General features: G+C 69.2%; 14 protein-coding genes. 6 read left to right on the plus strand and 8 right to left on the minus strand.

What is annotated here, in order from left to right:
• Positions 1-9 precede the first annotated feature (9 nt).
• The 6 genes from IP78_RS00280 to IP78_RS00305 all read right to left on the minus strand — a co-directional run bounded on the left by IP78_RS00280 (position 10) and on the right by IP78_RS00305 (position 5,309).
• A complete protein-coding gene (locus IP78_RS00280) occupies positions 10-894 on the minus strand; it encodes a cell division protein FtsQ/DivIB (protein ID WP_054109716.1) in 885 nt (294 codons plus the stop codon).
• On the minus strand, positions 882-1,820 hold the full coding sequence (locus IP78_RS00285; RefSeq protein WP_054109717.1) for a D-alanine--D-alanine ligase: 939 nt from the start codon (positions 1,818-1,820) through the stop codon (positions 882-884). The genes IP78_RS00280 and IP78_RS00285 overlap by 13 nt, the downstream gene beginning before the upstream one ends.
• 73 nt (positions 1,821-1,893) lie before the next feature.
• Positions 1,894-2,466 carry a DUF5946 family protein gene (locus IP78_RS00290; protein WP_255350727.1) on the minus strand — a complete coding sequence of 191 codons (573 nt, stop codon included), beginning with the start codon at positions 2,464-2,466 and terminating at the stop codon, positions 1,894-1,896.
• Positions 2,384-3,295 (minus strand): UDP-N-acetylmuramate dehydrogenase, encoded by a 912-nt coding sequence (gene murB, locus IP78_RS00295; RefSeq protein WP_054109719.1) that lies wholly within the window; start codon positions 3,293-3,295, stop codon positions 2,384-2,386. The genes IP78_RS00290 and murB overlap by 83 nt, the downstream gene beginning before the upstream one ends.
• Positions 3,292-4,722, minus strand: coding sequence for a UDP-N-acetylmuramate--L-alanine ligase (murC, locus tag IP78_RS00300; RefSeq protein WP_054109720.1), 1,431 nt, complete (start codon positions 4,720-4,722; stop codon positions 3,292-3,294). The genes murB and murC overlap by 4 nt, the downstream gene beginning before the upstream one ends.
• Positions 4,723-4,772: 50 nt before the next feature.
• Positions 4,773-5,309, minus strand: coding sequence for a hypothetical protein (locus tag IP78_RS00305; RefSeq protein WP_156320224.1), 537 nt, complete (start codon positions 5,307-5,309; stop codon positions 4,773-4,775).
• A 419-nt stretch (positions 5,310-5,728) separates the two neighbouring features.
• Between IP78_RS00305 and IP78_RS00310 the strand changes: the two genes are divergently transcribed.
• Together IP78_RS00310 and IP78_RS00315 are read left to right on the plus strand one after the other, a co-directional pair.
• Positions 5,729-7,027 carry an SLC13 family permease gene (locus IP78_RS00310; protein ID WP_054109722.1) on the plus strand — a complete coding sequence of 433 codons (1,299 nt, stop codon included), beginning with the start codon at positions 5,729-5,731 and terminating at the stop codon, positions 7,025-7,027.
• Between the two features lie 69 nt (positions 7,028-7,096).
• Positions 7,097-8,176, plus strand: a complete 1,080-nt coding sequence (locus IP78_RS00315) for a site-specific DNA-methyltransferase (protein WP_054109723.1) — start codon at positions 7,097-7,099, stop codon at positions 8,174-8,176.
• 14 nt (positions 8,177-8,190) lie between these two features.
• Here IP78_RS00315 and mutY read toward each other — a convergent pair whose 3' ends face one another.
• Positions 8,191-9,240: an A/G-specific adenine glycosylase gene (gene mutY / locus IP78_RS00320; protein WP_054109724.1), complete on the minus strand. Its 1,050-nt coding sequence runs from the start codon at positions 9,238-9,240 to the stop codon at positions 8,191-8,193.
• A 21-nt stretch (positions 9,241-9,261) separates the two neighbouring features.
• Between mutY and IP78_RS00325 the strand changes: the two genes are divergently transcribed.
• Positions 9,262-9,822, plus strand: a complete 561-nt coding sequence (locus IP78_RS00325) for a DUF721 domain-containing protein (RefSeq protein ID WP_054109725.1) — start codon at positions 9,262-9,264, stop codon at positions 9,820-9,822.
• A gap of 50 nt (positions 9,823-9,872) precedes the next feature.
• Here the strand turns inward: IP78_RS00325 and IP78_RS00330 are convergent, their stop codons facing one another.
• Positions 9,873-10,310 carry a hypothetical protein gene (locus tag IP78_RS00330; RefSeq protein ID WP_054109726.1) on the minus strand — a complete coding sequence of 146 codons (438 nt, stop codon included), beginning with the start codon at positions 10,308-10,310 and terminating at the stop codon, positions 9,873-9,875.
• Positions 10,311-10,544: 234 nt separating this feature from the next.
• Here IP78_RS00330 and IP78_RS00335 point away from each other — a divergent pair, with 234 nt between their 5' ends.
• The 3 genes from IP78_RS00335 to IP78_RS00345 all read left to right on the plus strand — a co-directional run.
• On the plus strand, positions 10,545-11,192 hold the full coding sequence (locus tag IP78_RS00335; protein WP_082384764.1) for a thioredoxin domain-containing protein: 648 nt from the start codon (positions 10,545-10,547) through the stop codon (positions 11,190-11,192).
• Between the two features lie 5 nt (positions 11,193-11,197).
• Positions 11,198-11,818 carry a thioredoxin domain-containing protein gene (locus IP78_RS00340; RefSeq protein WP_054109727.1) on the plus strand — a complete coding sequence of 207 codons (621 nt, stop codon included), beginning with the start codon at positions 11,198-11,200 and terminating at the stop codon, positions 11,816-11,818.
• Between the two features lie 7 nt (positions 11,819-11,825).
• Positions 11,826-13,033: AAA family ATPase (locus IP78_RS00345; RefSeq protein WP_156320225.1), on the plus strand; the 1,208-nt coding region annotated here is incomplete at its 3' end.

A 13,033-nucleotide genomic window follows, 5' to 3' on the forward strand; every position in this document is an offset into this window, starting at 1 on the left:
TACTGTCTTTCAGGCCGAGGCGCCGGGCCGCACGGCCACCTGGCCCTCGGTACGAAGGTCGATGCGGGCGAAGCCGAGCTCCAGCAGCCGCTCGCGCTGATCCAGCGCGTCCAGCTGGATCAGGGCCGCCTCCTGATTGAGCGCCGGCAGCTGGATGATGCCGCCGTCCTTGAGACGCAGATCCCAGCGACGCTCGTCGACGCGCACGATGGCGTCGATCCGGCCCATCAGGCGGGGCCGCTGGGCCAAGAGCGGCAACAGGGCACCAGCCGCCGCATCGGCGCCCTTGCCCACCACCAGCGGCAGGTTGGGATAGCGACCGGCGTCGGCGCCCGGAATGGCCCGGCCCTCGCTGTCGATGACGTAGGTGCGGCCGCCCGTCTGCCAGACGGCGAGCCGGTCGTGCTCCTTGACCTCCACGATCAGGGTGTCGGGCAGCAGGCGGACGACCCGCGCCTCCTTGACCCACCCGACCCGCTCCACGCTGGCCTTCAGCGCATCGAGATCGAGCGTCGTGATCGGCTGGCCCGACTGGACGTCCAGCGCCCGCTGGATAGCCGGCGTCGCCTCGTCGGACGCGCCGGTGATGTGGACGCGGTTGAGCTTCAGCCCTAGCCCCGTGGTCACGCCATCGACGCCGGTCGACAGCGATTGCGCGATCCGCTCCGCGCGCGATCCCGTCGCCATGACCAAGGCCAGCACCGCCACGCCCGCGCAGATGGAGATCACGACGGCGCGCGGGCTGAGGTCCAGCCGGCCCAGCGCGGCCATCTTGCCGGGCACGCCGCCGGCGTTCTGAGGCGCACGGCCCCGGCCGTGCCCTCGGGCGCCCGCGTTGCGTTTCGGAGCCGGCGCGGACTGCGCGCGTCGGCCGCCGCGAACTACCGCGGGCATGAGGCGTCCTCCACCATCCACCGGACCAGGTCTTGATAACTCATGCCCAGATGCGCGGCCTGCTCTGGCACCAGAGAGGTCGGCGTCATGCCGGGCTGGGTGTTGACCTCGAGAAGGACGAGCACATCCTTAACATCGTCATAACGAAAGTCGGTCCGGCTGACCCCGCGACACCCGAGCGCGGCATGCGCCAGCTCGGATTGCCTAAGCGCCGCCTCGAAGACGTGGGCGGGGATATCGGCCGGAAGCTTGTGGACCGATCCGCCCGGAGCGTACTTGGCCTCATAATCGTAGAAGCCCTTGACCGGTGTGATGTCGGTGACGGTCAGGGCGCGCGGCCCGGTCGCCTCGCCGATGACGGCGACGGCCAGCTCCTTGCCGGGAATGTAGGGCTCGACCATCACCAGGTCGCCATAGGTCCAGCCGTCGGACCCGACCTCGGTCTGGGGGCCGTTGGCACCCTCGCGCACCAGATAGACACCCACCGACGACCCCTCGGCATTCGGCTTGATGACATAGGGCGGGTCGATGACGTGGCGGCGCGCCACCTCGTGCCGGTCGAACAGGCCGCCACCAGGCACGGCGACCCCAGCAGCCTTAAGGATCGACTTGGTCTTGTCCTTGTCCATGGTCAGGGCCGAGGCCAGGACGCCGGAGTGGGTGTAGGGGATCTGCAGCGTCTCCAGGATGCCCTGTACGCAACCGTCCTCGCCCCACTCGCCGTGCAGCGCGTTCAGAACGACGTCGGGCTTCAGATCGGTCAGCACCTGGGCCAGATCGCGCCCCGCGTCGACGCGGCTGACCTTGGCGACCTGGCCTTCCAGGGCGTCAGCGCAGCCCTTGCCCGACGACAGCGACACCTCCCGCTCCGAAGAGAGCCCCCCCATCAGGACGGCGACGTGCAGCTCTGACAGGGGTCGGGACATGGGGGCTGTTCTAGCGAGGGCTTATGACGGGCGGCCGATCCTCTTGATCTCCCATTCAAGGTTTACGCCGAGTTTACTTTGATCCGGCCATCGCCCACCGCTGGATGAATTCGTGCTGATCGGCCCAGTCGGCCCAGACCGCCCGCGCCCAGATCATGACGGCCGTGCGATGCGCCTCGGGGTCGGACGCATCCACCACGTCCGCGACCGTGACAGCATAGACTTGGCGTGGCGGCATCTCCGGAAGATCGGCCTTCCTCTCGGCGAACCCGAGCATGGCCCTGTTCGCCGCCCGCCCGGAACTGCCTTGATCCAGCTGGACCCACAGCCGCGCCAGATGCAGGCCCACCGACTGGATGGCCCGACGTGAACCGTCGCCGGGATGCTGGACGGCCCACGCGTCAACTGTCAGGCCGTGAATGTCCATCAGGCCGGGATCGCCGAACTCCCGTGCGATCACGACGTTGAACGCGGCCCAGCAGGCCGGTGATGACGTCATGTAAGCGTGAGTCGGCCCGTCGACGGCCTGCAGACGCGAACCGCAGCCAGGACAGACCTGAATGTCAGGCGTCGCGGCCAATCCGCTTGATCTCCCACTCCAGCTGGACGCGGGTCTTGGCCAAAACGTCAGCGCGCACCGCCTCACCCAGTCCCTCGATGTCGGCGGCGGTCGCCTCGCCGGGGTTGATCATGAAGTTGGAGTGGAGCTCGCTGAACTTGGCCCCGCCGCCGGTGACCTTGTGCAGCCGCCCGCGCCAGCCCGCCTCGTCGACCAGCTTCCAGGACGAATGGCCGGGGGGGTTCTTGAAGGTCGAGCCGCCGGTCTTCTCGCGAATCGGCTGTGTCTGCTCGCGGCGCGCGGTGATTTCGGCGATGCGCGCGGCGACGGCGTCGGGATCGTCCGGCGTCCCGCGAAACGTCGCCTCGGTCCAGAGAATGTCCTCATCGTAGCCGTTGTGACGATAGGAGTAGCCGAAGTCTTCCAGCGAATAGTCCCTCGATTCCCCGTTGCGCGTGACGCCCCGGGCGGACACCAGAACGTCCTTCGTTTCCGACCCATAGCAGCCCGCGTTCATGACCAGCGCCCCGCCAATCGTGCCGGGGATGCCCGCATAGAACTCCAAGCCTGCGATCCCGGCCTTGGCCGAGGCCTTGGCCACCATGGCGTCCAGAGCGCCCGCGCCCGCCGTGATCGTGTCGCCCTCGGTGGTGATCCCGGCGAAGGGCCGACCCGCCAGTCGGATCACCACGCCCTCGACCCCGCCATCGCGCACGATGACGTTGGAGCCGACGCCCAGGATCGTCACGGGGACCGCGGGGTCGAGCGCCTTCAGGAAGCTGGCCAGGTCATCCGCATCCGCGGGAATGAACAGCAAATCCGCCGCCCCGCCGACCCGGAACCAGGTGTAGGGGGCCAAGGGCTCATCGCGCACCAGCTTGCCGCGCACGGCGGGCAGAGCATCGCGCCAGCTCACGCCAGCGCCTCCAGCTGCGCCGGCAGGGCATAGGCCCACGCGGTGATATCTCCGGCACCGAGCAGCACGACCACATCGCCCGCCTTGGCCTCCTCGGCGATGACGCGCGGCAGGACGGCGGCATTCTCCAGCGCCGAGACCCGCAGGTGGCCATAGCGGCGGATGCCGTCCACCAGCGCCTGCTTGTCCACGCCCTCGATCGGCTGTTCGCCCGCGGCATAGACGTCGGCCACGATCACGCTGTCTGCGTCCGAGAAGCTGGTCGAGAACTCGTCCATCAGGTCGCGCAGGCGAGTGAAGCGATGCGGCTGGACCACGGCGATGACGCGACCCTCGGCCACCTGACGGGCGGCCTTAAGCACGGCGGCGATCTCCACCGGATGGTGCCCATAGTCGTCGACGATCCGCACGCCATTGACTACGCCGGTCGTGGTGAAGCGCCGCTTGACGCCCGCGAACGCAGCCAGACCCGCGCGGATCGCCTCGTCCGACACATCCAGCTCGCGCGCCACGGCGATGGCGGCCAGAGCGTTGGCCACATTGTGCCAACCGGCCATGGGGAGGTGGACATTCTCGATCCGCACCGGCTCGTCCAGCGCCGCGAGGCCCCGCCCCTGGATCAGCACGTCGAAGCGGGCACCGTCAGGGGCCATCTCGACCTTTTCAGCCCGGACCATCGCTTGGGGGTTCATACCGTAGGTGACGATGCGGCGGTTATCGATCGAGGCCACCAGCCGCTGGACCTCGGGATGATCCAGGCACACGGCCGCGAAGCCGTAGAAGGGGATGTTCTCGACGAAGTCGCAGAACGCCTTCCGCACCGCATCGAAGTCGCCGTAGTGATCCAAGTGCTCCGGATCGATGTTGGTCACGATCGCCACCGTCGATTTCAGGCGCAGGAAGCTGCCGTCGCTCTCGTCGGCCTCGACGACGATCCAGTCGCCGTCGCCGACCTTGGCGTTGGTGCCATAGGCGTTGATGATCCCGCCGTTCACCACCGTCGGATCCAGCCCGGCAGCATCGAGCAAAGCCGCCACCATCGACGTCGTCGTGGTCTTGCCGTGTGTGCCGCCGACCGCGATGGAGAACTGCAGCCGCATCAGCTCGGCCAGCATCTCGGCGCGGCGGACCAGCGGAATGCGCCGCTCGCGGGCGACCATCATCTCCGGGTTCGTCGGCTTGACGGCGGTGGAATAGACGACGGCCGAGACCCCCTCGCCGACATGGGCCGCGTCGTGGCCGATGAAAATCTTCGCCCCCAGCTTCTCCAGCCGCTCGGTGTTGGCGCTCGCCTTGGCATCGGAGCCCTGCACCGAATAGCCGATCTTGAGCATGATCTCGGCGATGCCGCTCATGCCGATGCCGCCGATGCCGACGAAGTGGACGGGGCCGAGGTCGAAGGGAACGGGGCGAAGGCGCGCGATCATCGTCGCCTCTTAGACGGATCAGCCTCGGCTTGGCCAGTCGCCGGGCGTCCTCAGCCGGGGCGCCACTCGCTCAGAACCGCGCCCTCGGCCGTCGTGAAGGCAAAACGATCCAGCGTCACCGCCATGACGCAGACCGGGCGACGGTCCGGCCCCGAGGCCCGGCAGCGCACGGCCCGGCCGTTCGGGAAGGCGGCGACGCGGCCCTCGACCCGCGACCGGTAGCCGGCGGACGGGCGGACCAAAGCCTCCTCATCATCGGACGGTCGGATCGTATGGACATAGGCGCGGCCGTTCCTCTGACCGATGCGCGAGGCGTCAGAACCGAAGACCGCCGCGATCCCCGCCGTTTGGACATCTGGAGCGCCCGCCTCTCCCGAGAGTGGATCGCGAGACACCGCCGGACAGGTTTCGGACCTCTGCCAGGGTCGGGTCAGCCAGAATCCCTCCACGGCCTCCCACTGCCCGGCCTGCCCCTGGTCCGCCATCAGGGCGGACTGCAGCCAGTCGCCTGGACGCAGGCTCAGTTGGATCGTGCGGCGCTCGGGCCCCCAGCCCGCCCGGGCCACGCCGTCAGGGAGGCCGTTCAAGGCCGCCGCGTCCAGAAGCGGTTCGCAGGCAAAAGCACTGACCAGGGCAAAGGGGCGACCGACCAACGGGTCGGCCCCCGCCGCCGGCGCGCCGGATGCGTAATCGGAGGCAGCCTGATCCACCGCAGCCAGGATGGCGGCCCGGTCCAGAGCTGGTCGAGGTCGAGGAAGGCTCGGAGTCGGCGGCTCAACCTCGGTGATCGCAGGAACCGGTCCGGGTTCAGGCGCGTCTTCACCCCGGTCGCATTGGCTCAGAACCGGGGCCACGAGAAGAAGCAGGACGGTCCCAAGCGCGCGTCCTGCACGCCGGTTCGCGGGCGGCCGTTGGGAAAGCATGGTCGAACCCTAACACGGGCTTTCGCGAAAAGGCCAATCGCCGCCGGGGTTGACGCCCGAGGCGACGCGGGGTCACTGAACCCATGTCCTTTGATCAGATCGCGGCGCTGACGGTGCTGGTGGCCGTGGTCGCGGTGTTGATCCACGGCAAGGTCCGCTCGGACGTCGCCGCCCTTTCGGCGGCCGCTGTTCTGCTGCTGCTCGGCGTGATCCGTCCGGTAGAGGTCCAGGCCGCCTTCGCCAGTCCGGCCATCATCGCCCTCGCCTGCCTGTTCGTCATCGCCTACGCGATCGAGCTGTCCGGTCTCCTGGAGTTGCTGATCCGGGAGGCGATCAAGGTCTGCGCACGCATGGGCGCTGCGGGTCTGTGGCTGATGATGGCCCTGGCGGGCGGCGCATCGGCCTTTCTGAACAACACGCCGATCGTGGTTCTCGCCGCGCCGGTGGTGAAGGACGTCGCCCAGTCGCTGAACCTGTCGCCGAAGCGGTTCCTGATCCCGCTCAGCTACATCACCATCATGGGCGGGGCCTGCACCCTGATCGGCACCTCGACCAACCTGCTTGTCAACGACATGGCCCGCAATGCCGGCCAGCCGGTGTTCGGCATCTTCGAGATCACGCCTGTCGGCCTGATCGTGGCCTTGGCGGGGGGGATCTACCTGTTCCTCTTCGGCGACCGTCTGCTGAGCAAGGCCGAGCAGGACACGCCGGGCAGGCCCCATTCGCCCGAGCAGACCGGAGACGGTCAGATGGGAGACCTCAAGCTGTTCGCGGTCAGCAAGCCGCTCGATATCCGGCGCGCGGCCATCGCCATGCTGGTCTTCGTGGGTGTCATTCTGGCAGCGGCCCTGGGCCTCGCCCCGATCGCCGCCTCGGCCTTCGCGGGCGCGGTGATCCTGATCCTGCTGAAGGTCATCAGCCCCGAGGACGCCTATGCCGGCCTCCGCCCCGAGGTCCTGCTGCTGATCGCCGGCATGGTGGTGGTCGGGCTGTCGATCGAGGTGACAGGGCTGGCCGCGCTCGGAACCCGGCTGCTCCTCGACATGATCGGCTCGCTCGGCCCGCTGGCGACCCTGGCCATCTTGTATGGTGTCACCCTGTTCGCGACCGAGTTCCTGTCGAACGCCGCTGTCGCCGTTCTTGTCACGCCCTTGGCGGTGGCGCTGGCCGAGAGCCTGGGGGTTGATCCCCGACCCTTCCTGATCGCGGTGATGATGGCCGCGTCCGCCGCCTTCGCCACGCCCTTCGGCTACCAGACCAATGTGCTGGTGTTTCAGGTGGGCGAGTACCGCTATATGGATTTCGTGCGCATCGGCGTGCCGCTGAACCTGATCACCTGGGCCGTAGGGGTGGCCGTGATCCCGATGTTCTTCCCGTTCTAAGGCCGCGCTTACCCCGCCTTAACCACGAGGATTCACCGTGCGGGCTTCAGCGCAGCCGGGGCCGCCTTCGTGACCGATCTCAAGACCGACATCCTGCACATCGGCGACTGCATCGAGGTGCTGAAGACCCTCCCGGACCGCTCGGTCGACATGGTCTTCGCCGACCCTCCCTATAACCTCCAGCTGGGCGGCGACCTGCTGCGCCCAGATAACTCCCGCGTCGACGCGGTCGACGACGACTGGGACAAGTTCTCCAGCTTCGCGGCCTACGACGCCTTCTGCCGCGAGTGGCTGGCCGAGTGCCGCCGGGTGCTGAAGGACGAAGGCTCGATCTGGGTGATCGGCAGCTATCACAACGTCTTTCGCCTGGGTGCCGCGATCCAGGACCTGGGCTACTGGGTGCTGAACGACATCATCTGGCGCAAGTCCAACCCCATGCCGAACTTCAAGGGGACGCGCTTCACCAATGCCCATGAGACCCTGATCTGGGCCGCCAAGTCGCGCGAGCAGAAGCGTTACACCTTTAACTACGACGCCCTGAAGGCCTTCAACGAAGACACACAGATGCGTTCGGACTGGACGCTCGCGCTGTGCACCGGCGAGGAGCGGATCAAGGGCGAGGACGGCAAGAAGGCCCATCCGACCCAGAAGCCCGAAGCGCTGCTGCATCGCGTGCTGCTGGCGGCGACACGGCCTGGCGACGTGGTGCTGGATCCCTTTTTCGGCACGGGCACGACCGGCGCGGCCGCCAAGCGGCTGGGTCGGCACTGGATCGGCATCGAGCGCGATCCCGACTACGCCAAGGTGGCCGAAAAGCGCATCAAGGCGGTTCGACCCGCCGCGCCCGAGGACCTGGTCGTCATGGGTTCCAGAAAGGCCGAGCCCAAAGTACCGTTCGGGGCCCTGGTCGAGGCGGGCCTGCTGGCGCCTGGCGACGTGCTGTATTGCCCCAAGGGAGAGCGCGAAGCGCGGGTGCGGGCTGACGGTTCGCTGATCTCCGGTTCGCTCACTGGCTCGATCCACAAGCTGGGCGCGCTGCTGGAGAATGCCCCGGCATGCAACGGCTGGACCTACTGGCGTTTTCGCTCTGATGCGGGTCTGCGCCCCATTGATGCGCTGCGGGCTGAAATCCGGGCCGGGATGCAATAGGCGAACCGCTGGGATCAGGCCGCCAGGCCCCGCTCCAGGGCCTTCCTGAACAGGGTCGGCAGAGCCTTGGCAGCCTCCGCCTCCAGCGTCCAGATGAAGTCGCCCCGGCCCTGCGCCACCTTCACCGCTAGCGTGAGCGAGAAGTGGGTGAAGACATGCTCGACCGCGCCTGCATCTCGCCAGTCCGCAGCGACGGGGGGCGTGAAGTCTGGCGCGCCTTCTGCCCAGTCGCCGGTCGGCAGCCCAAGCATGCCGCCCAACAGCCCCTTGTCCGGACGGCGGACGAGGGCGACGCGGCCCTGACCGTCACGCAGCACCCAGGCGACGCCCTGTCGGTGGGGTTTGGCGGCCTTCTTCGTCTTGACCGGATAGCGCTCAGGCTGGCCAGTCGCGCGGCCGGCGCAATGGTCGTGGATCGGGCACATCAGGCACAGCGGCGACTTCGGCCGACAGACCGTCGAGCCGAGGTCCATCAGGGCCTGGGCCCAGTCACCCGGCCGATCGCTCGTGACCAAGGTGGCCGCCAGCCGCTTCAGCTCCGGCTTGGCGGCGGGCATGGGCGTTTCGACAGCGAACAGACGGGCGACGACCCGCTCGACGTTGCCGTCGCTGACGTTGGCGGGTCGGTCGAAGGCGATGGCGGCCACGGCGGCGGCGGTGTAGGCGCCCACCCCCGGCAGGGCCAGCAACCCAGCCTCCGTATCAGGAAAGACTCCGCCGTGATCCCTCGCCACGGCCCGAGCGCAGGCCAGCAGGTTCCGCGCGCGGGCGTAGTAGCCCAGCCCCGCCCAGGCGGCCATGAGGTCGCCATCCTCGGCCGCGGCGAGATCGGACACGGTCGGCCAGCGGGCGGTGAACCGCTCGAAATAGGGCGTGGCGTGCGGGACGGTGGTCTGCTGCAGCATCACCTCGGACAGCCAGACGCGGTAGGGGTCGACGGGTACGCGAGAGCCCGGCGGCCGGCGCCACGGCAGGACGCGGGCGTTGGCGTCGTACCAGTCGAGGAGCGCCCGGCGCAGGGCGGAAACGTTGAGGTCGGCGGGGCTTGGGGCGACGGCGGGCATGGGCCGCGCTATATAGAGGTCATGGCGCGCGATCTGCCCACCGAAAGCGAGGCCCGCGAGATCCTGTCGCGGCGGCGGACCCGGCCCATGCCGCGTCCCGCGCCGCCGGCCGGGCGGACGCTGGCCCCCTTCATCAAGGAGCTGGACGCGAAGTTCGGACGCGGCGCGGGCGCGCTGGAGCCCCGCTGGCGCGAGATCGTCGGCGACCAGCTGGCTCGCGTGACCCGTCCGCAGAAGCTGACCAAGGGTCGGGGCGGTGCCGGAGGCACCCTGGAGCTGCGCGTCGCGGGCCCGGCCGCCCTGCTGGTCCAGCACCAGTCCGCCGACATCCTGAAGCGGGTAAACCTGTTCCTCGGCGAGGGCGCGGTTGACAAGCTAAGGATCGCGCAAGGCCCGGTGAAGCCCTTGCCCACCCCCGCCGCATCCACCAAAGGTGCGCGCCGCCGGATCGAGCCGCTCGACGCGGCGGCGGAAGCCGAGCTGAAGCAGTCGGTCGAGGCGGCTCCCAGTGCGCTGAAGGCGGCGCTGGCGAATCTGGGCCGGGCGGTGCTGTCGGATCAGGCGAAACAGGAACGGTCCTGAGAGCGGAAAGCCTGTCGGCGATTTGACGCCTCTGGCGGTCTTGGCGGGCCTCAGGCCACGACGCTGGCGATCCGTCGGGAGCGGAACCTTCGGAAAAGCAGTCTCGCCCCGGCGACACCGACCCCGGCGAGCGCCCCGATGAGCGTCAGGTTGACCACCCCTTCGCTGACAGACGGCGCGGTGGCGTCCAGAAAAGCCACGCCACCGGCGGCCAGCCCGCCGACCAAACCCGAGACGACGACATAGGGCCAGGACCGGTCAGGCTCGACCAACAGGCCGATGATGAACCCCGTGATGACCGCGGGCACTCCGGCCAGAATGTAGCCGAACGGAAGCAGCCAGAGAATGCCCAGCAACGACGCCGGGCCGTCACCCTGCGACAACGCCCATCCCCAGAGCCCATAGAGGATGACGCCGATCGCCGGCCCCACTGCCCCGAACGCGACGGCATTCTTCAACCCTGACGTCAGACGCTTCACGATCGCCATTCCCCTTTGCAGATCCGTGTTGGACGATGGCGAATGACTGGCGGTCGATCAACCGACGGCTTCTGACGGACGCGGCGGGTCGATCGACGGGCGATGACGCCGCGCGCCGTCGCAGGATTTCGCCCGACGCCCCTTGACCTTTTTCCGCCGCACCTGTTCTCGACAAGGACGGAACGCGCGCGGACCATGGGGAATCGCGCGATCATCCGCTTTCGTTCGCTGAGGGAAGACGCCATGCGCGCCGACGGTCGTTTCAAGTTCGCCTCCATGAGCCGCCGCGCGGCTGTGACCGGGGCCGCGTTGGCCGCCATGGCCGCGCTGGCCGGATGCTCGGGTTCCAGCGCCGGCGCTGGAGCCGCCGAGGGCGACATGGCCAAGGGCGCGGCCGAAGGGGCCAAGGTTACGGTGGTGGAATACGCCTCGGTCACCTGCGGCGCCTGCGCGGCCTGGCAGCAGCAGGTCTGGCCCGAGTTCAAGGCCAAGTACGTCGACACCAACCAGGTGCGCTTCGTGTTCCGCGAGTTCCCGACCGCGCCCGAGCCGGTGGCCGTCGCCGGCTTCCTGATGGCGCGCTGCGCGGGTGAGGAGAACTACTTCCCGGTGGTCGAGGAAATCCTGGCCAGCCAGCAGGAGATGTTCGGCCCGGCCGGTCCGCGTCCTGTGCTGCTGCGCATCGCCAACGGCGTAGGCCTGAGCGAGGAACAGTTCCAGCAGTGCGTCACCGACGAGGAGGCCATCGCGGCCATGGACGCCCGCATCAAGGCGGCCCTGGACGCCGGCGTCGGCGGCACCCCGACCTTTATGGTCAACGGCCAGACGGTTCAGGACAACTCCCTGGCCGGCCTGTCGGCGGCGGTCGACGCCGCCCTGGCCGAGGGCTGATCGGGGTGAACCGCATCCGCGCCCTGCTGCTGGCCGTGGCGCTGGCGGCCACGCCTGCGGTCGCCTTGGCCCAGTCGGTGCTGCCTGCGGTGACGGCCGCGGACCGGGTGCTGGGGCGTGCCGATGCGCCGGTGACGGTGATCGAATACGCCTCCTTCACCTGCTCTCACTGCGGCGACTGGCATCGGACCGTTTACCCGGCGTTCAAGGCGCGCTTCGTGGACACGGGGCAGGTGCGGCTGATCCTGCGCGACTTCCCCACCCCGCCTGTCCAGGTGGCGGCCGAGGCGGCGGCGATCGCCCGCTGCGCGGCGCCCGAGCGGTTTTATGACGTCGCCTCGAGCCTGATGAACGGTCAGACGGCCCTGTTCCAGGGCGGCAGTGTGGCGGACTGGTACGCCTCGGCCATCGCGGCCAGCGGGCGGTCCGAGCCCGAGATCGAGGCCTGCGTCAACGAACCCGCCACTCTGAATGGCATCCGGGCCAGCGTCGCGGGCGCGCAAGGGGCGGGCGTGCCGGGCACCCCGACCTTCTTCGTGAACGGACGGATGGTGGACGACAACTCCCTGGCCGGTCTGACCGCCGCGATCCAGCCTCTGGTCACCCGCTCGACGGCGGGGCGCTGACGCCGGGATGCAGTTCCAGCGACTGCGGCTCGTCGGGTTCAAGTCCTTCGTCGATCCGGCCGAGGTCTTCATCGAGCCCGGCCTGACGGGGATCGTGGGTCCGAACGGCTGCGGCAAGTCCAATGTGCTGGAATCCATGCGCTGGGTCATGGGGGCGAACTCCGCCAAGGCCATGCGCGGCCAGGGCATGGACGACGTCATCTTCGCCGGGGCATCGGACCGGCCGCCCCGCAACCATGCCGAAGTCCAGCTGACCATCGACAACGCCCAACGCCGCGCGCCCCAGCCCTTCACCGACGCGGCCGTGATCGAGGTCAGCCGCCGGATCGACCGGGGCCAGGGTTCGACCTATCGCATCAACGGCAAGGAGGTGCGGGCCAGGGACGTCCAGCTGCTGTTCGCAGACGCCTCGACCGGCGCGAACTCTCCCGCCCTGGTGCGGCAGGGGCAGATCTCGGAGCTCATCGCCGCCAAGCCCCAGAACCGGCGGCGCATCCTGGAGGAGGCCGGCGGCGTGGCCGGACTGCACACGCGTCGGCACGAGGCGGAGCTGAGGCTCAAGGCGGCCGAGGCCAATCTGGAGCGGCTGGACGACATCGGGCGGGAGCTGGAGACGGCGCTGACGCGGCTGAAACGCGAGGCGCGGCAGGCCGAGAAGTACAAGAAGATTTCCGCCGAGATCCGGGCCTTGCAGGCGGCCCTGCTGTACGTGCGCTGGAACGATGCGCGACTGGCGGCAGAAGGTGCGGCCGAGGAGCTGGCCGAGGCCGAGCGCGCCGTGGGCGAAGCGACGGCGGCAGCGGCGCGGGCGCAGACGGAGGCGCTGAAGGCGCAGGAGGCGTTGAAGCCGGCGCGCGAGGAGGACGCGGTGGCGGCCGCCCTGCTGCACCGCGCCTCGCTGGAGCGCGACCGGCTCGACATGGCCGAGCAGGCGGCGCGGGCCGAGGTCGAGCGGCTGAAGACCGAGCACGCCCGCATCGCCGCCGACGCCGAGCGCGAGGCGGCGATGGCCGAGGACGCAGGCGTTCAGCTGGAGCGGCTGACGGCGGAAATCGACGCCCTGTCGGCCGAGATCGCGGTGGCGCCCACGCGGGGGCCGGAGCTGGAAGCGGCGCTGGCCTCGGCCGAGGACGCGCGGCGGGCGGCGGATGCGGAGGTGGAGCGCGTCGCGGGTACCCTGGCGGCCGTCGAGGCACGGGCCAATGCGGAGACGGC

The organism is Brevundimonas sp. AAP58 (genome assembly GCF_001295975.1).
Lineage (GTDB): Bacteria > Pseudomonadota > Alphaproteobacteria > Caulobacterales > Caulobacteraceae > Brevundimonas.

Bases quoted from the DNA above. Each gene is read 5' to 3' on its own strand.
- IP78_RS00280 (WP_054109716.1), bottom strand. From the start codon at position 894: ATGCCCGCGGTAGTTCGCGGCGGCCGACGCGCGCAGTCCGCGCCGGCT.
- IP78_RS00285 (WP_054109717.1), bottom strand. From the start codon at position 1,820: ATGTCCCGACCCCTGTCAGAGCTGCACGTCGCCGTCCTGATGGGGGGG.
- murC (WP_054109720.1), bottom strand. From the start codon at position 4,722: ATGATCGCGCGCCTTCGCCCCGTTCCCTTCGACCTCGGCCCCGTCCAC.
- IP78_RS00310 (WP_054109722.1), top strand. From the start codon at position 5,729: ATGTCCTTTGATCAGATCGCGGCGCTGACGGTGCTGGTGGCCGTGGTC.
- mutY (WP_054109724.1), bottom strand. From the start codon at position 9,240: ATGCCCGCCGTCGCCCCAAGCCCCGCCGACCTCAACGTTTCCGCCCTG.
- IP78_RS00325 (WP_054109725.1), top strand. From the start codon at position 9,262: ATGGCGCGCGATCTGCCCACCGAAAGCGAGGCCCGCGAGATCCTGTCG.
- IP78_RS00330 (WP_054109726.1), bottom strand. From the start codon at position 10,310: ATGGCGATCGTGAAGCGTCTGACGTCAGGGTTGAAGAATGCCGTCGCG.
- IP78_RS00335 (WP_082384764.1), top strand. From the start codon at position 10,545: ATGCGCGCCGACGGTCGTTTCAAGTTCGCCTCCATGAGCCGCCGCGCG.